General features: G+C 70.5%; 15 protein-coding genes. 5 read left to right on the forward strand and 10 right to left on the reverse strand.

The features are described from left to right. Nucleotides 1-205: 205 nt before the first annotated feature. Nucleotides 206-967: a CDP-alcohol phosphatidyltransferase family protein gene (locus ACIQ7M_RS19865; RefSeq protein WP_403645954.1), complete on the reverse strand. Its 762-nt coding sequence runs from the start codon at nt 965-967 to the stop codon at nt 206-208. Between the two features lie 150 nt (nt 968-1,117). Here ACIQ7M_RS19865 and ACIQ7M_RS19870 point away from each other — a divergent pair, with 150 nt between their 5' ends. Then, nucleotides 1,118-1,690 (forward strand): GNAT family N-acetyltransferase, encoded by a 573-nt coding sequence (locus tag ACIQ7M_RS19870; protein WP_403645957.1) that lies wholly within the window; start codon nt 1,118-1,120, stop codon nt 1,688-1,690. A 40-nt stretch (nt 1,691-1,730) separates the two neighbouring features. Here ACIQ7M_RS19870 and ACIQ7M_RS19875 read toward each other — a convergent pair whose 3' ends face one another. The 7 genes from ACIQ7M_RS19875 to ACIQ7M_RS19905 form a co-directional block, all read right to left on the reverse strand. Beyond that, the gene (locus tag ACIQ7M_RS19875; RefSeq protein WP_403645960.1) at nt 1,731-3,368 is read right to left on the reverse strand and encodes a type IV secretory system conjugative DNA transfer family protein; all 1,638 of its coding nucleotides are present in this window, start codon (nt 3,366-3,368) and stop codon (nt 1,731-1,733) included. After that, a complete protein-coding gene (locus ACIQ7M_RS19880) occupies nt 3,368-4,795 on the reverse strand; it encodes an ATP-binding protein (protein WP_355771432.1) in 1,428 nt (475 codons plus the stop codon). The genes ACIQ7M_RS19875 and ACIQ7M_RS19880 overlap by 1 nt, the downstream gene beginning before the upstream one ends. Before the next feature lie 14 nt (nt 4,796-4,809). Further along, complete coding sequence (locus tag ACIQ7M_RS19885) at nt 4,810-6,369, reverse strand: SCO6880 family protein (protein ID WP_355771435.1); 1,560 nt, start codon at nt 6,367-6,369, stop codon at nt 4,810-4,812. Next, nucleotides 6,366-7,691, reverse strand: a complete 1,326-nt coding sequence (locus ACIQ7M_RS19890; RefSeq protein WP_403645965.1) for a hypothetical protein — start codon at nt 7,689-7,691, stop codon at nt 6,366-6,368. Before ACIQ7M_RS19890 ends, ACIQ7M_RS19885 begins: the two co-directional genes overlap by 4 nt. Beyond that, nucleotides 7,681-8,532: a hypothetical protein gene (locus ACIQ7M_RS19895; RefSeq protein WP_403645968.1), complete on the reverse strand. Its 852-nt coding sequence runs from the start codon at nt 8,530-8,532 to the stop codon at nt 7,681-7,683. Before ACIQ7M_RS19895 ends, ACIQ7M_RS19890 begins: the two co-directional genes overlap by 11 nt. 208 nt (nt 8,533-8,740) lie before the next feature. Continuing rightward, nucleotides 8,741-9,049, reverse strand: coding sequence for a hypothetical protein (locus tag ACIQ7M_RS19900; RefSeq protein WP_037622434.1), 309 nt, complete (start codon nt 9,047-9,049; stop codon nt 8,741-8,743). A 757-nt stretch (nt 9,050-9,806) separates the two neighbouring features. Continuing rightward, entirely contained in the window at nt 9,807-10,079 is a 273-nt protein-coding gene (locus tag ACIQ7M_RS19905) for a DUF397 domain-containing protein (RefSeq protein WP_389850290.1), read from the reverse strand. 403 nt (nt 10,080-10,482) lie between these two features. On the opposite strand from ACIQ7M_RS19905, the gene ACIQ7M_RS19910 reads away from it, so the two are divergent. The 3 genes from ACIQ7M_RS19910 to ACIQ7M_RS19920 all read left to right on the forward strand — a co-directional run bounded on the left by ACIQ7M_RS19910 (nt 10,483) and on the right by ACIQ7M_RS19920 (nt 13,281). Continuing rightward, nucleotides 10,483-11,262, forward strand: coding sequence for a trypsin-like serine peptidase (locus tag ACIQ7M_RS19910; protein ID WP_403645972.1), 780 nt, complete (start codon nt 10,483-10,485; stop codon nt 11,260-11,262). A 117-nt stretch (nt 11,263-11,379) separates the two neighbouring features. Beyond that, complete coding sequence (locus tag ACIQ7M_RS19915) at nt 11,380-12,387, forward strand: bifunctional lytic transglycosylase/C40 family peptidase (RefSeq protein WP_355771450.1); 1,008 nt, start codon at nt 11,380-11,382, stop codon at nt 12,385-12,387. A gap of 192 nt (nt 12,388-12,579) precedes the next feature. Next, the gene (locus ACIQ7M_RS19920) at nt 12,580-13,281 is read left to right on the forward strand and encodes a phosphatase PAP2 family protein (protein WP_403645975.1); all 702 of its coding nucleotides are present in this window, start codon (nt 12,580-12,582) and stop codon (nt 13,279-13,281) included. A gap of 138 nt (nt 13,282-13,419) precedes the next feature. Here ACIQ7M_RS19920 and ACIQ7M_RS19925 read toward each other — a convergent pair whose 3' ends face one another. Further along, nucleotides 13,420-15,006, reverse strand: coding sequence for an FAD-binding oxidoreductase (locus tag ACIQ7M_RS19925; RefSeq protein ID WP_403645978.1), 1,587 nt, complete (start codon nt 15,004-15,006; stop codon nt 13,420-13,422). A 433-nt stretch (nt 15,007-15,439) separates the two neighbouring features. Next, nucleotides 15,440-15,610 (reverse strand): hypothetical protein, encoded by a 171-nt coding sequence (locus tag ACIQ7M_RS19930; RefSeq protein WP_386984683.1) that lies wholly within the window; start codon nt 15,608-15,610, stop codon nt 15,440-15,442. Nucleotides 15,611-15,727: 117 nt separating this feature from the next. On the opposite strand from ACIQ7M_RS19930, the gene ACIQ7M_RS19935 reads away from it, so the two are divergent. After that, the gene (locus ACIQ7M_RS19935; protein ID WP_403645981.1) at nt 15,728-16,561 is read left to right on the forward strand and encodes a hypothetical protein; all 834 of its coding nucleotides are present in this window, start codon (nt 15,728-15,730) and stop codon (nt 16,559-16,561) included. The last annotated feature ends 75 nt before the right edge of the window (nt 16,562-16,636 follow it).

Genomic DNA, 16,636 nt, shown 5'->3' on the forward strand with positions numbered 1-16,636 from the left:
AGGGGGGACCCTGTGGGAGAGTAGGACGCCGCCGAACAAATTTTGAGAAAACCCCCGGACCGGGGATACCGGTCCGGGGGTTTTCTGCGTTCAAGAACACTTCGAAAAGGAGCTGTTCTAAGAGGAGTAGTTCTTAGAGGAACAGTACTTATGGGAAAGGGGGCGGTCTCCACGTGGAGACCGCCCCCTTTTTTTGGTGGTGCGGTTACTTCAGGCGGGACGACGCGACGATCGAGACGACGTGAGCCGGCACGAGCAGCCACACGATCGCCGTCACGGCGACGGTCGCGATCCGCGTGGCCGTCAGGTCGCCGAGCGCCAGGTCGACGACCGCGGTGACGAGCAGCAGGATGGTGCACTCGATGCCGTTGACCAGGCGGTGCAGGCCCACGGCCGAGGCCAGCCGGCGGACCTGTGCGAGACCGCTGGAGCGCGGGACGACGGACGAGTCGGTCGCCTTCTCCATGCCGCTGTCGGAGCGGGCCACGTGCACGAGGTCGGAGGACGACTTCAGGAGCAGGACGCCGATCGCCGCGGCCAGACCGGCCACCAGGTAGAGATTGACGCCGAGTTGGGCGGCACGGATGCCCATGCCCACCATCACGGCGGCATCGGCGAGGTAGGCGCCGAGGCGGTCGAGGTAGACGCCGAGCGGGCTGAACTGGCGGCGCCAGCGGGCCACCTCTCCGTCCACGCAGTCCAGCAGCAGATAGAGCTGCATGAAGACGACGGAGAGAACGGCGCCACCGAGGCCCGGCAGGATCAGGGCGACTCCCGAGAGCATCCCCGCGAAGACCATGACCACGGTGATCTGGTTCGGCGAGATACGAGTGTCGACGAGATGGCGGGTCACGCGAAGGGAGAGGGACCTCATGTAGAGGCGTCCGGCCCAGTGCTCCGCCCGGCTGTCCAACTTGCCCGTGGGATGGATGACGTTGCGGAGTTCCTCTAGTTGGACTTTGGCCATGCGGTGTTCTCCCTGGAGGGCTTGCGCGTGATCGGACCGGTCGGCTCACAATGCCGTACAGGGAAGAGCATGACGGTGGCCGGGCCGGCGGTGATCGGCAGGGTGGATATCGGATGAGCCCGGCCGTGCGCCCGTACTACGGTGACTGCCATGAACTCCAGTACCCACGTGATCCGTTCCATACGTTCCGACGAGTGGCCGCAGGTGAAGGAGCTCAGGCTCGATGCCCTGCGGGACCCCGTCGCGCACCTCGCGTTCCTGGAGACCTACGAGGACGCGGTGACCAAGTCGGACGGCTTCTGGCAGGACCGGGCGGCCGGGGCCGCGGTCGACGCCACCACGCGGCAGCAGATCGTGGCGGTGGGCGAGGACGGGGTGTGGGCCGGGTCCGTGACCGTGCTGGTCGAGGAGGCCGGGGTGCGGGACGCGTTCGGTGAGGTGCCCGAGCGGACTCAGGCGCATGTGGTGGGGGTGTACGTACGGCCCGAGTTCCGGGGGAGCGAGGCAGGGGTGACCCGGGGGCTCTTCGACGCCGCTCTCGCGTGGTCCTGGGAGGCAGGGCTCGACCGCGTGCGGCTGTTCGTGCACGAGAAGAACGGCCGTGCCGAGGCGTTCTACCGGAAGGCGGGTTTCCTGCCCACCGGGCAGACGGCCCCGATGCCGGGCGACACCGGTGAACTGGAGCTCGAGTTCGCCATCGACCGTGGGGACCCGCGGGCGTGATCGACGGTGGGGACCCGCGGGCGTGAAGCCCGTACCCGGCTCAGACCGGGAGCTCGTAATGCGGCCAGCGGGAGCGGAGTTGTTCGCGGGAGCGGAGGAGTGCCAGGGTCGGCAGGCCGCGGGCCGGGCCCGTGGCCAGCAGGTCCGGGAGCTGGGGGAGCGGGGCCACGGCCGCGATGTCGTCCAGGACGAGCGTGAGTGGTGGGTCGAGCCGACCGGAGGATGACCGTTCGGCCATGCGCCGGCCACGCTCGACCACGCTTGAGGCGAGGGCCGTCAGGAGGGGCTTGGCACCGGGGCCGGCCTTGGGGTCCTCGAGAGGTTCACCGACTATATAAAGCGTGCCCCCTTCGTTGACGAAGGAATCCAAGGCGAGGCTGTCACTTCGGTTCGGAGCGCAGGATTCTCGGATGTTGACCGTGCCGAGGGCCGACAGCGCACGCGCCGTCAGCTCCTGGGCGATGTCCCGGCGTTCGGGATGCGAGACGAGCGCGGCCTCGAGCTCCCCGGCGGTGCCGGCCGCGGCCCTGGGATTCGTCCGCAGGGCTCGTACGGCGTCCTGCACCTGTGAGCCCTGGGCCCAGCGGTGGACGTGGCGGAAGGCCTTGCCCTCCACCGCGGCGGCGTGCAGATAGCAGCGCATGAGCGTTGCCGCGACGTCGGCCATCGCCTGGTCGGCCTTGGCGGACGGGCGCACCGGGGCGAGGAGGGCGGTCGCTCTGGCCGCCGCCGTTTCCTTGTCCTCGCAGCCTGCCGAGGGGGACCAGTGCAGCCTGGCCGGGGTGTCGCAGAGGTGGGCGGGGTCGTAGAGGAGGACGGGGCCCAGTTTGGCGCGGGCGTCCTTGGTCTCCGACCAGACGTTGGGGGCTGAGGTGATGACGAGGACCGGGCCCTCGGCGTCGCGTACGGCCTGGGCCGCGGTGAGGTGGCGGGTTTCCGCGGGGGCGAGGACGACCGCGCGCGTGGATGTCCACGCCGGATTCGGCCGCGGTGCCGCGGCGGCGGACCGGCTCGTGGCGGCTTCGGCGGCGGCCGGGCCGGCGGCGGCCTCAGTGGCGGTGAGGCTCGCGGTGGCCTCGGTGGCGACAGTGTCCAGGCCGCCCACGTGCCCGTGTGCCGGCGAGGCCGTCTCGGAGGTCGCGGCTGCTGCGGGGGCGGTCTCCAGGGGCTGTGCGGGCAGTGGCCGATGTTCCGTTCTGGCCGTCGGCACCACCGGATCGGGCGCGTCCGTGGAGGTCCTGGTCGCCCTGGACGTTCGCCCGGACTCCTTGGCCTCCAGATCCTGCGCTCGTCTCCGCGCTCGTCCCGCCCGCCATCGTGCCACCGTGCCCATCACGAACACGGCGAGGACCAGCAGCACCATCAACTGGCCGATGAACAGGCCCCAGAAGAGGCCGTAGCCCGACAACTGGGCGGGTGGGGTGTCGGGCCAGGCGCCGGCGATGTCGTGCGGCTCGCCGATCAGGTGGCGCATGGCCAGGGGCGTACGGGTGAAGGTGATCGCGTCCGGCCAGGCGCCGCGGGAGAACCAGCCCGCGAGGCCTGTCGCCGACCACACCATCAGGGTCATGCCGAGGAGGAAGCCCAGCACCCCGATCAGCAGGCCGTCCGGGATGCCGCCCGCCCCCTCGTTCCGGGGGTTGGGGCGGTCGTCGCGCTGGTCGGGGTACGGGCTCATCACGCCACCGTGGACTCGGTGGAGCCGTCGAGATCGCCGAGATGCTGTTCCATGAAGGCGGCCGCCCGTTCCTCCGCCTCCAGTTCGGCGGCGCGCAGGGCGTCGTCGGCGAGGAGGTGGTCGGCGGACGACTCCGTCATCGCGCGGTCGGTGAAGACCAGAGGTCGTTCCGTCTCGGTGATCAGGTGCTTGACCACCTGGACGTTGCCGTTGACGTCCCAGACCGCGATGCCCGGTGTCAGCGTCGGGATGATCTCGACCGCCCAGCGGGGCAGGCCGAGGACCCGGCCCGTCGAACGGGCCTCGTCCGCCTTCTGCGCGTAGATCGTCCGTGTCGAGGCCATCTTCAGGATCGCGGCGGCCTCCTTGGCCGCCGCTCCGTCGACGACGTCCGACAGGTGGTGGACCACCGCCACGAAGGACAGGCCGAGGCGGCGCCCGAACTTCAGCAGTCGCTGGAAGAGCTGGGCCACGAAGGGGCTGTTGATGATGTGCCACGCCTCTTCCACCAGGAAGATGCGCTTCTTGCGGTCGGGCCGGATCCAGGTGTGCTCCAGCCACACACCGACGATCGCCATCAGGATCGGCATGGCGATGGAGTTCCGGTCGATGTGCGACAGGTCGAAGACGATGAGCGGGGCGTCCAGGTCGATGCCGACCGTCGTCGGGCCGTCGAACATGCCCCTGAGGTCACCGTCGACCAGCCGGTCCAGGACCAGGGCGACGTCCAGGCCCCAGGCCCGTACGTCGTCTATGGCGACGTTCATCGCCTCGGCCGACTCCGGTTCGGGGTGGCGGAGCTGCTCGACGATGTCGGTGAGCACCGGCTGGCGCTCGACGATCGTCTCGTTGACGTAGGCGTGGGCGACCTTCAGGGCGAAGCCGGACCGCTCGTCGAGGCCGTGCCCCATCGCGACCTCGATGATGGTGCGCAGCAGGGCGAGCTGGCCCGTCGTCGTGATCGAGGGGTCGAGCGGGTTGAGCCGGATGCCCATGTCCAGGGCGGCCGTGGGGTCGAGCCGGATGGGAGTTATCCCCAGCTCCTGCGCGATGAGGTTCCATTCGCCGACGCCGTCCTCGCCCTGGGCGTCGAGGACGACGACCTGGCGGTCGCGGAAGCGCAACTGCCGGAGGACGTACGTCTTCTCCAGGGCCGACTTGCCGTTGCCGGACTCGCCGAGGACCAGCCAGTGCGGGGCCGGGAGCTGCTGCCCGTAGAGCTGGAAGGGGTCGTAGATGTAGCCCTTGCCGGAGTACACCTCGCGGCCGATGATGACGCCCGAGTCGCCGAGACCCGGTGCGGCGGTGGGCAGGTAGACCGCCTGCGCCTGGCCCGTGGACGTGCGCACGGGGAGGCGGGTCGTCTCGACCTTGCCGAAGAGGAAGGACGTGAAGGCGTCCGTCGCGGCGGACAGCGGATCCCGCATCAGTGCATCAGCCCCTACCTGCGGATTCCGGTGGCGAACGGCAGTGTGTTGACGAAGGCGCGGTGGTGCTCGCGGTCGCACCACTCCAGCTTCAGATACGACTTTCCGGCCGAGGCGCGGATGGTGCGCTTGTCGCGGGCGAGGGCCTCGGGGTTACGGGAGGACACGGTGATGTAGCCGACGAGGTTGACGCCCGCGGCGCCGCTCGCCAGGTCCTCGCCGCGCTGGTCGAGGCGGTTGTGCGAGGCGATGTCGCGCGGGTCGACGGTGCGGTTCATCTTGGCGGCGCGGCTGGCCTCGGCCTCGTCGTTCGTCTTCTCGGTCAGCATGCGCTCGATGGCGATCTCGGTGGGTTCGAGGTCCATGGTCACGGCGACCGTGCGGATGACGTCCGGGGTGTGGACGAGGAGCGGGGCGAGGAAGTTGACGCCGACCGGGGTCATCGGCCACTCCTTCACCCAGGCCGTGGCGTGGCACCAGGGCGCGCGGGTGGAGGACTCGCGGGTCTTCGCCTGGAGGTACGTCGGTTCCATCGCGTCCAGTTCGGCCGGCCAGGCGTTGCGCTTGGTCATGGCCTGGATGTGGTCGATGGGGTGGTCGGGGTCGTACATCGAGTGCACGAGGGAGGCGAGCCGCCCCTGACCGAGGGGTTGCCGTACGCGGATGTCGGCTTCCTGGAGCCGGGAGCAGATGTCGGTCAGCTCGCGGGCCATGACGACGGCGAGTCCGGCGTCCCGGTCGACCTTGCGGCCGCCCTGCGGCCGTGCCGCCCGTGCCATGGCCTGGCCCTCGGCGGCGAGTTCACGGGAGTAGTGCATGCAGGCGACGAGGTAGGCGCGGTGCTGCTCGCTGCTCGTGGACACCATCGACTGGAGCTGGTCGTACGACTGCTGGAGCCATCCGGGGGCGCGCTCGTCGCCGCGTTGGGAGACGTCCTTGGCGTGGGCGTCCGGGTCGGCGGGGAGGGTGCGGGCGAGCATCTGGAGGCGGGTGACGAAGCCGTCGCCGTTCGCCACGTGCTTGAGCAGCGTGCCGAAGCGGTCGACGAGGGCCTCCTGGTCCTCGCTGTCGCGCAGACCGACACCCGGGCCCTCGATCTCGATGGCGGCGGTGACGGTCCGGCGGTCGGCGTGCAGCAGGACGGCGATCTCGTCGGGGCCGAACGGGGCGGCGAGCCAGGCGATGCGCCCGATGCCCGGCGGCGGTCCGATCTCGACCTCCCTGCCGTCGAGGTGGATGCCGGCCTCTGTCACCGGGCTGCGGTACGTCGTCCCCTGGCGCAGGGTCCGCTTGTAGCTGCGGTTGATCTCGAACCACTTGTAGAACGTCCGCCGCTTGTACGGGATGTACACCGCGGCGAGCGCGAGCAGCGGGAAGCCCATGAGCAGCACGATCCGCAGGGACAGTACCGGGACGAGCAGGCCGCACATCATGCCGAGGAACGCGCCGCCGATGATGAGCGCGATCTCGCCGGACTCGCGGTTCCGGCCGACGATCGCGTTCGGCCGGGCGCGGCCGATCAGATATGTACGGCGGGGCGTGACCGGATGGGACAGGTGGGACTCGGTCGTCAACGCCCTTCACCTCCCGTGCGGTTGCTGTTGCGGGTGTTGCTTGCGTGCGGGGTGTTGACCGGGCTGCTGCGCGGCGGGGGTGCGGCGGAGGGGACGGATCCGCCGCCTGCGTTCGGCGTACGGCTGCTGTGCGCGGCCACCCCGCCGGACGCGGGGTTGGCGGGGCGGGGCTGGCTGTTGCCGCCTCCGCCGCCGTTGTTGTCGGCACGGGAGCTGTGGGTCTTGATGCCCTGCGCGACCAGGGTGGCCGGCGAGCTGATCACGGCGGCGGCCTTGCCTTCGGCGCCCTGCATGATGCGGTTGTTGCGGGAGCCGGCGATCTCGTCGCCGAAGCCGGGGACGAAGCGGTAGATCATCGCGCTGGCGAAGATGGCGAGCAGGATGATGGCGAGTCCGGAGACGACGGCGGAGAACGCGTCGGGGCCGTTGTCGGAGCTGAGGGCGCCGGCGAGGCCGAGCACGATGACGATGACCGGTTTCACCAGGATGACCGCGATCATGATGCCGGCCCAGCGGCGGACGTGGCCCCACAGGTTCTTGTCGACGAGGCCCGCGTAGACGACGGTGCCGAGGAGGGCGCCGACGTAGAGCAGGGCGGCGCGGATGACCAGCTCCAGCCAGAGGATTCCGGCGGCCAGGATCGAGACCATCGAGACGACGATGAGCATGATGGGGCCGCCGCCGATGTTGCCGCCCTTGTCGAGGGCGCCGGAGAACGTCCCGAAGAACGCGTCCGTCTGGTTGCCGGTGGTCTTGGCGAGGACCTCGGTCACGCCGTCCGTCGCGGAGACGACCGTGTAGAGGATCAGCGGGGTGAACGCGGAGGCCAGCACGGTCAGCCAGAGGAAGCCGATCGCCTCGGACAGGGCCGTGCCGAGGGGGACACCTCGCACGGCCCGCTTCGCCACGGCCAGCAGCCACAGGAGCAGGGTGAGGATCGTGGAGGCCGCGAAGACGACGGCGTACTGCTGGAGGAACTTGGGGTTCGTGAAGTCGACGTTCGCGGTGTCGTTCACGGCGGCGGAGAGTTTGTTGATGGTCCAGGAGGCGGCGTCGGCGCAGCCGTTCGCGAGGGAGGAGAGGGGGTCCAGCGTGGAGGCGGTACCGGGGTCGGTGGTGAGGCCGGATTTGCCGGATCCCTTTGTGCCGGATTCGCAGTAGTTCCTCGCCGGGCCATGGATGAGGCTGCAATGGTTGTCGCTCGAGGAGGGTGACGGCGATGGCGTGGGTGCGGCGACCGCTCTCGTGGCCAGCAGTACCGCCGAGGCCTGTACGGCCCCGATGACCGCGGTCAGTTTGAGTACGCGGTGGTTAGCGGGCATAGGTGAACCCTCCGTACTCCTCGACGGCCTTCGCGATGTCGTCGGCGCTGGAGGCACGGTCGTCGCCCGGGACGGGCGCGGGCCCGTCCTTCTGGGAGTGCGAGACGATCTTCCAGTCGCCACCGGTCCACTCCAGCTTCATGGTGATGGTGAACCAGCTGCTGGTGACCGGGTTGGTCGAGTTCTCACCGGCGAGACCGAGGAGACCCCCGCACCAGACCTCCACGGTCGCCGCGTCGTCCGAGGTCTGGGTGGTCTTGGTCCCGATAGGAGTCGTGCGCGAGACGAATGTGTAGCCCTGCGGGGCCGAGCCGTCCTCGTTCAGACCCACGTTCTTGTTGAACTGCGGCGTGTACGCCTCGTCCAGCGTCGCCTCGAACTCGGACACCTTGGCAGGTGCGATCACGGTCGCGAGGATCTGGTCCCGCCGGGACTTGTCGAACATGTCGGCCGATCCCAGGGCCACCGCAAAGTTCGCGGCAGCGCTCTGTGCTCCCTCCCGTGTGTGGGGGAAGCCCGACGGGATGCCGGCGGACTTCGTCGTCACCGGGGGGTTGCCGGAGGCCGCCGTCGGGGACGACGCGGCCTTGTCGCCGGTGCCGTCGCCTGACGATGCCGCGTCGTCCCCGCGGTTCGCGAAGGCGATCGCGGCGATGAGCAGGACGACCACACCGACGACCGTGACCAGGCTCCGCGAGGAGGATCCGCGTCCGCGCCGCGCGCCGCCGTAGACGTCGCCCGGACGGTCGGGCAGACGGGTACGGGTCTGGCCGGAGCCGCCGTACCCCCCTTCCTCGCCGCGCGGGCCGTCGCCGTACCCGGGTTCGTCACCGAGACTCATGCCGCGTACGCCCCCTCAATCTCTCGCTGAACCACGTAGTACGACGGTAGCCGTGCTGGTTCCCGCGCGGGCGCGGTGTGGTGACTGGACATCAGGGAGTTGCAACCTCAGCCGGTGGGCACGACGGACGGATGGATCGGAGGGCGAGAATCCGGGCGCGCCCGGCCGGGTACTGACGGCACGCCGGGTGCGGCGCGGCCGTGCCGGGCTACACGGCCATGCCGTACACGATGGTGAAGAGCGTGCCGAGGGATCCGATGATGAAGACCCCGGTGAGCCCGGCGATGATGAGTCCCTTGCCCTGTTCGGCGCTGAAGGTGTCGCGGAGCGCGGTCGCGCCGATGCGCTGTTTGGCCGCACCCCAGATCGCGATGCCGAGGCAGAGCAGGATGGCCACCGCCATCACCACCTCGACCATCACCTTGGCTTCGTTGCCCAGGCTGCCGAAGGGGCCCCAGTCCGGGGCGATTCCACCGATGATTGTGTTGATGTCGCCCTTGTCGGCTGCGAAAAGCATGTAAGTCACCGCCCCTAGTGGGTAGTTCTGCACCCCCTGCCACTGCGCGCAGAGGTCGGGCCCATTCTCGCCGACAATGACGCCTTCGTATGTCGACTTGACGTCATTGGTTGGCGGGATTCGTGCGAATTCCTTGTCACCGGCGTACGCGGGACCCTCACGGGAGGCGTGCGGCGGTGTACGAGAGTCGTATCGTCACTCTGTGTATCACGGGTGGTCACGCCGGGCAATGAAGCGGAAGCGAAACCTGGCACGTGGTTCTGTCGTTGTCCCCTTCTGTGCCTCGCACGCGGGGTGATATTCGAACGGACGCGGTTTCGGCGGAGGGTTTCTGACGGTGCGTCGCGCCGGTGTTCTCCGGGTCGCCGGGGCCGCGCGGGGTGGACGGACGGAACGGGCCGCGGCTGGTTGCCGCGGCCCGTTCGCCGGGTGGTGCCGGGGAACCCCACGTCTCCCGGCGGCCGCCCGCACTCCGGAGGTCGGCCGGTGAACGCGGTGACTTCCTCCGGGGTGCCCAGCCGGTCGGGCCGTCGTGGCCCGTGGTCGCGGTGCGGAGGTGGCTGGTGCCGCCGAACGGGTACCGGTCGGTGTCGGGCTGTCGGCGGTGGGTCGAGCGGGCCGCGGACCAGCATTCCTTGTCGAGTGCGCGACAATGAGTGGTTGGCGGAACCCTTGCCGAACGCGGTGGGCGCGTGACCCTTCCATGGCTCACGGATGGGCCGCGACTGACGGCCGGTTGACCCAACGCACAGCTTTTTCAGGGGAATTGCATGGGGGGCGGCGTCGTGCCGTGCGCTCCGGGGTCGTCCTCCAGCCCCTCGACGAAGTGGTCGAACTCGCCTGCCCGGACCCCCAGGACGAACGCGTCCCACTTCCTGCGGGTGGTCGTCACGACGTTGTCCGGGTCGCCGGTCTCCCTGATGTAGACCAAGTCGTCCTCACCGAAGGCGAGTTCGATCCAGGGGCCGGGGCCGGTCGCGTCCTCGGGGGCGGCGCGGGTCCAGTCGAGGCCGGAGGGGAGGTCAGCCACGGTCGGGCTCCTCGGACGTGCGCCGGACGGGCGTGGGCATCGCGGACTCCAACTCCCCTGTGTGATCGCAGACGTTCACGGCCACCGTATCCCCGCCCCGGTCCCGCGCCCCCCGACTCCCGTGGCCGAGGCGTTCGAGCGGCTGGTGACCTGACAGATCCTGGAGAGCGCGGGGCCGCGCGACGGCCGTGATCCGGGCGATCACACGATCACCGCTCCCCGGGGATCACCGTGCCACCCCGCACGGGCGGGGGTGAGCGGGGCCGTCGTGGCAGGGTGCCAGCGGGGCGAGCGAGGCAGTCGTGGCCGGTGGGTCTCGGTGGCCGGGCGGGGTCGGCGTTCACAGGTGATACTCGGACTGGTCCGAGGTTTGTCTCACCCGCTCGCGGCAAGGTGAGGGGCGATGAAGAGCATCCGCATCACCCGTCTCCCGGTGACCCGGCGGCCGGTACTGCTCGGTGCGGCCCTGGTGCTGCTCGCGGTGACGTCCTCGTCCGTCGCCGCGGCCGACGACGGCCCCGGGCCGTTCGGCGTGACCGTTCGGGCCGCCGAGAACGGCCGGAGCGCCCGGGTGGGCGCCCTGTTCCGCGGGAGCGCCGCGAGCGAGGGCGCCGGCGGGCATTTCTGCACGGCCTCCGTCGTGCACAGCGACGGGCGGGATCTCGTCATCACGGCGGCCCACTGCCTGGACGGCGAGGCGGAGCTGTCCTTCGCGCCCGGCTACCGGGACGGCAAGGCGCCTCACGGGTTCTGGGACGTCGAGGGCGTGTTCCTCCCCGAAGGGTGGAGCAAGGGCCAGGACGAGGACAGCGACGTCGCCTTCGCCGTGCTCGCCACCCGCGACGGCGAGGAGGTCGAGGACGTCGTCGGCGGCGCGAACGCCTTCGCCGCGCACCGCGCCACCGGGGCCACCGCCGTCACCGTCACCGGATACCCCGGCTCCGTCGACACCCCCATCACCTGCACCGACAAGCCCACCGCCGAGAGCCGTACGCAGCAGCGCGTCGCGTGCCCCGCCTTCGCCGGCGGAACCAGCGGCAGCCCCTGGGTGAACGGGGACGGGGCGGTCGTCGGCGTCATCGGCGGCCACGAACAGGGCGGGGACACCGACGACGTCTCGTACAGCCCCGTGTTCGGCACCGAGGTCGAGGATCTGTACCACGTGGCCGCCCTGGCCGGTTGACGCCACTCCGGCGTCCTCCGACAGGACAAACCGCTCCGTCCGTGCGCGCGACACCCCTCCCGCACGGGGGCCCGCCTCTACACTGACGTCGGCGGACTCCCGGGCGGCGAGGGGCGGTTGACGGTGCGTAAGGCCTGGATCGTGGCGATCGCGGCCGTGGGCGCGGGGATGGGCTTCGTGATGGTGCTCGTCGTCGGGGTCTACCTGGTCGCCGGGAACCTCGCGGGCGGCATCGGCGGCGGATCGGTCGGGCTCGCCAAGGGCGCGGTGCCCGCCGCGTACCAGTCCCTCGTACAGAAGTGGGGCAATCTCTGCGGCGCGATCAATCCCGCCCTGCTCGCCGCGCAGCTCTATCAGGAGAGCGGATTCAATCCGAACGCGAAGAGTCCGGCGCAGGCCGAGGGGATAGCGCAATTCATTCCGGGGACGTGGGCCACGCACGGCGTCGACGGCGACGGGGACGGCGTCCGCGACGTGTGGAACCCCAATGACGCGATTCCGTCGGCCGCCTCGTACGACTGCGAGCTCGCCTCCTATGTGAAGAACGCTCCGGGAAACGTCACCGAGAACATGCTCGCCGCCTACAACGCGGGCGCCTACGCGGTCATCAAGTACGGGGGCGTGCCGCCGTACGCGGAGACCCGCAACTACGTGAAGACGATCACCACGCTGGCGAAGAGCTTCGCCGCTCCCGTCACCCGTGTGGACCCCTCGAAGCAGGCCGCGGGGGCCATCACGTACGCGCAGAAGAAGCTCGGCACGCCCTACCTGTGGGGTGGCAACGGCACGACTGACCAGGGCGGACGGTTCGACTGCTCGGGTCTGACCAAGGCCTCGTACGACAGTGTCGGGGTGACCCTGCCACGGGTGGCCAACGACCAGTACAACGCGGGGCCGCACCCCAAGCGCGACGAACTGCTCCCCGGGGACCTGGTCTTCTTCTCGGACGACCTCACCAACTCCCGCGCCATCCGGCACGTGGGCATCTATGTGGGCGGCGGATACATGATCGACGCTCCCCGGCCCGGTGCCGTCATCCGCTTCGACCCCGTCGACACGCCCGACTACTTCGGGGCCACCCGGGTGACCGAGGATGGCGCGAAAGCATTGCCCACTTCGGTATGAACCCACCCTCTGACCTGCGGCGATATCTCTCTTCGATAACGTGTGCGTGATCATTCCGTGGAGGGTGGAACGTAATGGAGGGAACCGTGCGTTCCTTTTGACGTAGAGAACCGATCTACAACCACGGGGGTGGACGGAGCGGCGCGCGAAAGGGCGCGGTCGCGGGAATGACGACGAAGGGGCCGCAGCGCCATGGCGCAACTCGCCGAATCCGGTTCGAACCCCGACGTCGACCTGCTGTACGACATCAATGGCCTGGCCAAGCACACGCCGCACTGGGTCGACCGGATCATGGAGTTCGTCGGCGAGTGGGGACTCCTGCTCGCGATGGTCCTGCTGGTCGTGTGGTGCTGGTCGACCGTGCGGCGGCGGGGCGGATCCGACGCGGCGGCGACCGTGGCCGCACTCGTCTGGACCCCGCTCGCGGCCGGTGTCGCCCTCCTCGTGAACATCCCGATAAGGGGTTTCGTGGAGCGCCCGCGCCCCTTCGTGGACCACCAGGGTCTCGACGTCCTCGTGGGCGGCAAGACCGACTTCTCCTTCGTCAGCGACCACGCGACGATCACCATGGCGATGGGTGTCGGACTCTTCGTCGCCCACCGGAGGTTCGGGCTCGCCGGGATCGCGCTGGCGCTGCTCGAAGGGTTCTGCCGGGTCTTCATGGGCGTGCACTACCCGACGGACGTCATCGGCGGATTCGCGCTCGGCACGGCCGTCGTCCTGCTGCTGTCGCCGCTCGCCATGGCTCTGCTCACCCCGGTCATGAAGGCCGTCGAGACCGCCCCGCGCGTGGGCCGGCTGATCCGCTCGCGCGGCGCCGTACCCGTCGGGCGGGAGACGCTGGTCCCTGGGGCGCGGGCCGGGCAGACGGAGGAACGGGACCTCGCCGCGTAGCGCGGTGCGGGACGGGGTGCCACGGCGTGGCGCTGCGGTCGGACGGGGTGCCACGGTGCAGCGCCGCGCGGTCCGGGTTGCCACGGTGCGCGCCGCGCGGGCCGGGCTGACAGGCCCGCGCGGCGGCCCGAGGCGTCCTCAGAGCGCCTGGGGGAACGAGAAGAAGCGGTTCGGGTCGTACTGGTGCTTCAGGGTCGCGAGCCGGGTGGCCGCGTCTCCGTAGTACGCCTTGCGCCAGTTGGTCAGCGTCGCGTCGGTGTAGTTCTGGTAGGCCGCGCCCGAGGCGTACCGGGTCATCGCGTTGTGGGCGCCCGTCAGCCAGGACTGGGCGGTGCCGCCGGAGGTGCCCGCCCGCCAGGAGACGATGTACTGGGCGAGCATGCGCGAGCGGCGGTGGACGAACGCGGTGGACGTGGGCGCGACGCGGTTGACGGCGCCGCCCAGCGCGGTGAGCGCGATGCTGCCGGCGCCGCCGCGCACCCCGGAGATCTGGTTCAGGAGGGTCTGGACGCCGGCCGCCGAGATGGAGCGGTCGAAGAAGTCCGAACGGGCCGCGTACGTCTCACGGCCGAGGGCACCCTGCGAGCTGCGGCCCGGTGTCGACCCCGGCAGATGGCACTGGGCGTCGGCGGAGAACGACGAGCAGCCCGCGTACACCTCCATCGACTCCTCGTAGGAGCGCCGCTTGAGGGAGACGCTGCGCGCCGGAGAGCCGATCCGGTCCGCCAGCCGGTCCACCGCGTTCTGGAGTTCGCCGTAGGTGCCGAGGGAGAAGGCGGCGATGGAGACGGTGGGCGTGCCGCCGGGCACGTTGGCCAGGTGACAGGACGACCAGATCTCGTCCGGCTGGGTCGGGCCCCACTCCTGCCAGGCCTTCACCACCGCGGCGGCCTTGGCCCACGGCCAGGTCATGTACGCCGAGACGCCCTGCGGTGCGGGGTGGGTCTTGAACCGGAGCTCGGTGACGACGCCGAAGTTGCCGTTGCCGGCGCCCCGCAGCGCCCAGAACAGGTCCTTGTTCTCGGTCGCGTTCGCGGTGAGCTGCTTGCCGTCGGCGGTGATCAGCGTCGCCTGGGTGAGGCTGTCGCAGGTCAGCCCGTACGCCCGTGACACGACGCCGTGGCCGCCGCCCAGGGTCAGGCCGGAGACGCCGACGGTGGGGCAGGAGCCGGCGGGGATGGTGACGCCCTTCGCGGCCAGCGCGCGGTAGACGTCGATCAGCTTGGAACCGGCGCCGACGACCGCCTCGTTCGCCGAGGCGCGGATCTTGTTCAGCTTGGAGACGTCGATGATCAGGCGGCCGTCGCCGGAGGACCAACCCGCGTAGGAGTGGCCGCCGTTGCGGATCGAGACCTTCACGCCGTGGGCGCGGGCGTAGTCCATCGTCGTGCGGATGTCGTCGGCGTGCGCGACGTAGGCGACGGCGGCGGGCTTCAGGTTGTCGAAGCGCGTGTTGTAGAGCTGGTGGGCGGCGGTCCAGCTCCGGTCGCCGGGGCGGATCAGGGCGCCGTCCAGTTGGTGGGAGAGCGCGGTCCAGTTGGCGGCCGCCCTGTTGGCCTCGGTCGCCGTCCGTATGCCGGTGGTGTCGGCCGCGCCTGCCGTGGCGCTCGTGGACCCGGCCTTGCCGTCGGCGTGCGGGCCGCCCTTGTCGCTGCCGCTGCAGGCGGACGTCGCCGCCGCCGCGAGGACGGCTGTGGTTCCGCCGATGAACGAACGCCGTTGCATGTGTGCCTCCCGTGGGTTCCGTGGAACGAGACGGGCCCCCGGGCTCGGGGGTTCCGCACGGCTGTGTCGCAGAACGGCTACAGCACTGCGCATCTCAGCACGTGGGGTTCCGGGCGACGGCGGTGGGGGGCGGTTCCCGTCCGGTGGGTGGGTCGGGGCCGTGCCGGTGCATCAGCCCGTCGCCGTTGGACGGAGAGGTGACCGTCGGTGGCGACGGGCATCGATGTACCGGCACGTCCCCTCGCGCCGAATCCCGGCTGCGGGTGCGGGATCCAGGCGGTCACAGCCCCGGCCGGGAAAATCCAGCCCCTCCGGCGTTTGAGGAGCGGGGTCTGGGGCGGAGCCCCAGGTGCGATGGGGATCCCCCCTGGTCGAGCGAAGCCGAGACCTTGGGGGAGGGTAGGGGCGAAGAAGGCTGGTGCGGCGGACCGCTTCAGGGGGTCGTCGTCAGGGCGTGGGTCGCCGCGTCCGTGCGGGCCTGGCTCCTGGCGCGGCGCGCCGGGCCCCGCCAGCCGCACGTGCAGCGGGCCAGGCAGAAGGGGCCCTGCTCGACCGTGGTCGTCCGGTGACCGGGAACAGGGTCCGTCTCGTCCAGATGCTCCACACCGACAACGTTACCCAAGCCAAGTGAACGGATCCCCGCCGCGTGACGGGCGACTCCACCTGTCGTTAACGGGACGACGGGATGGCCCGGCACGGACCGGCTGGGGGTCGGTGGACGATGGTGGCGCAGCAGCAGGAACGGGCGGCGGTCCTGGTCGCGTTCGTCGCGGCGGGACTCATGGTCTGTGGCACCGGATGCTCGGGCGGCGGGACGGCCGCGGAGGACGTCCGCAACGGCCCCGGCACCGCCGACACGCTGCGCCGGGCGGTGGCAGCCCTGGAGCGCGCCGGCAGCGCGAAGGCCACCACGTCGATGGAGATGGCCACCGGCGGGACCCGGGTCACCATCCGCGGGCAGGGCGTGTACGACTTCAGGAAGCAGACGGGCCGCCTGAAGGTGCTGCTGCCGCAGGATCCCGCGGGAGCGGCCGAGCACCGGCCGATCACCGAACTTCTGACTCCGGGCGCTCTGTTCATGAAGAACAGGGGAGCCGGAGTGCCCGCCGACAAGTGGGTGCGCGTGGAGACCGCCGGCCTCACGGACGGCAACCTCGTCACGGGCGGTGCCACCGATCCGTACGCCGCCGCCGAACTGCTGCGCGGCGCGCGGTCGGTGACCTATGTGGGGAAGACCGAGGTCGCCGGGATCCCCGTACGGCACTATCGCGGGACCGCGGACCTCGGCACCGCCGCGCGGGACGCCTCGACGGAGCAGCGGCCGGCGCTGAGGGCGGCGGCGAAGGGGTTCGCCACCACCGCCGTGCCGTTCGACGCTTACCTCGACGACCAGGGGCGCCTGCGCAAGGTCCGGCACCGGTTCAGCTTCGTCAACGGACAGAGGAAGGGCACCGTGGCCGTCGCTTCGACGCTCCTGCTGTACGACTTCGGCAGCCCCGCGGTCGTACGGCTGCCGGATTCCTCCGACATCTACGCCGGGAAGATCGCGGAGTAGTGGCTTCCGCGGAGATGGGCAAGAGCATCCGGAGCCGTAGCTTCAGAGGAGGGCTGGAAATGGCCCTTCCGTGCC

The sequence above is a fragment of the Streptomyces sp. NPDC096324 genome, assembly GCF_044763015.1.
GTDB lineage: Bacteria > Actinomycetota > Actinomycetes > Streptomycetales > Streptomycetaceae > Streptomyces.

Coding starts and splice junctions, on each gene's coding strand:
- ACIQ7M_RS19895 (WP_403645968.1), bottom strand. CDS start 8,532: ATGAGTCTCGGTGACGAACCCGGGTACGGCGACGGCCCGCGCGGCGAG.
- ACIQ7M_RS19935 (WP_403645981.1), top strand. CDS start 15,728: ATGGTGGCGCAGCAGCAGGAACGGGCGGCGGTCCTGGTCGCGTTCGTC.
- ACIQ7M_RS19890 (WP_403645965.1), bottom strand. CDS start 7,691: ATGCCCGCTAACCACCGCGTACTCAAACTGACCGCGGTCATCGGGGCC.
- ACIQ7M_RS19875 (WP_403645960.1), bottom strand. CDS start 3,368: ATGAGCCCGTACCCCGACCAGCGCGACGACCGCCCCAACCCCCGGAAC.
- ACIQ7M_RS19920 (WP_403645975.1), top strand. CDS start 12,580: ATGGCGCAACTCGCCGAATCCGGTTCGAACCCCGACGTCGACCTGCTG.
- ACIQ7M_RS19910 (WP_403645972.1), top strand. CDS start 10,483: ATGAAGAGCATCCGCATCACCCGTCTCCCGGTGACCCGGCGGCCGGTA.
- ACIQ7M_RS19880 (WP_355771432.1), bottom strand. CDS start 4,795: ATGCGGGATCCGCTGTCCGCCGCGACGGACGCCTTCACGTCCTTCCTC.
- ACIQ7M_RS19925 (WP_403645978.1), bottom strand. CDS start 15,006: ATGCAACGGCGTTCGTTCATCGGCGGAACCACAGCCGTCCTCGCGGCG.
- ACIQ7M_RS19865 (WP_403645954.1), bottom strand. CDS start 967: ATGGCCAAAGTCCAACTAGAGGAACTCCGCAACGTCATCCATCCCACG.
- ACIQ7M_RS19900 (WP_037622434.1), bottom strand. CDS start 9,049: ATGCTTTTCGCAGCCGACAAGGGCGACATCAACACAATCATCGGTGGA.
- ACIQ7M_RS19870 (WP_403645957.1), top strand. CDS start 1,118: ATGAACTCCAGTACCCACGTGATCCGTTCCATACGTTCCGACGAGTGG.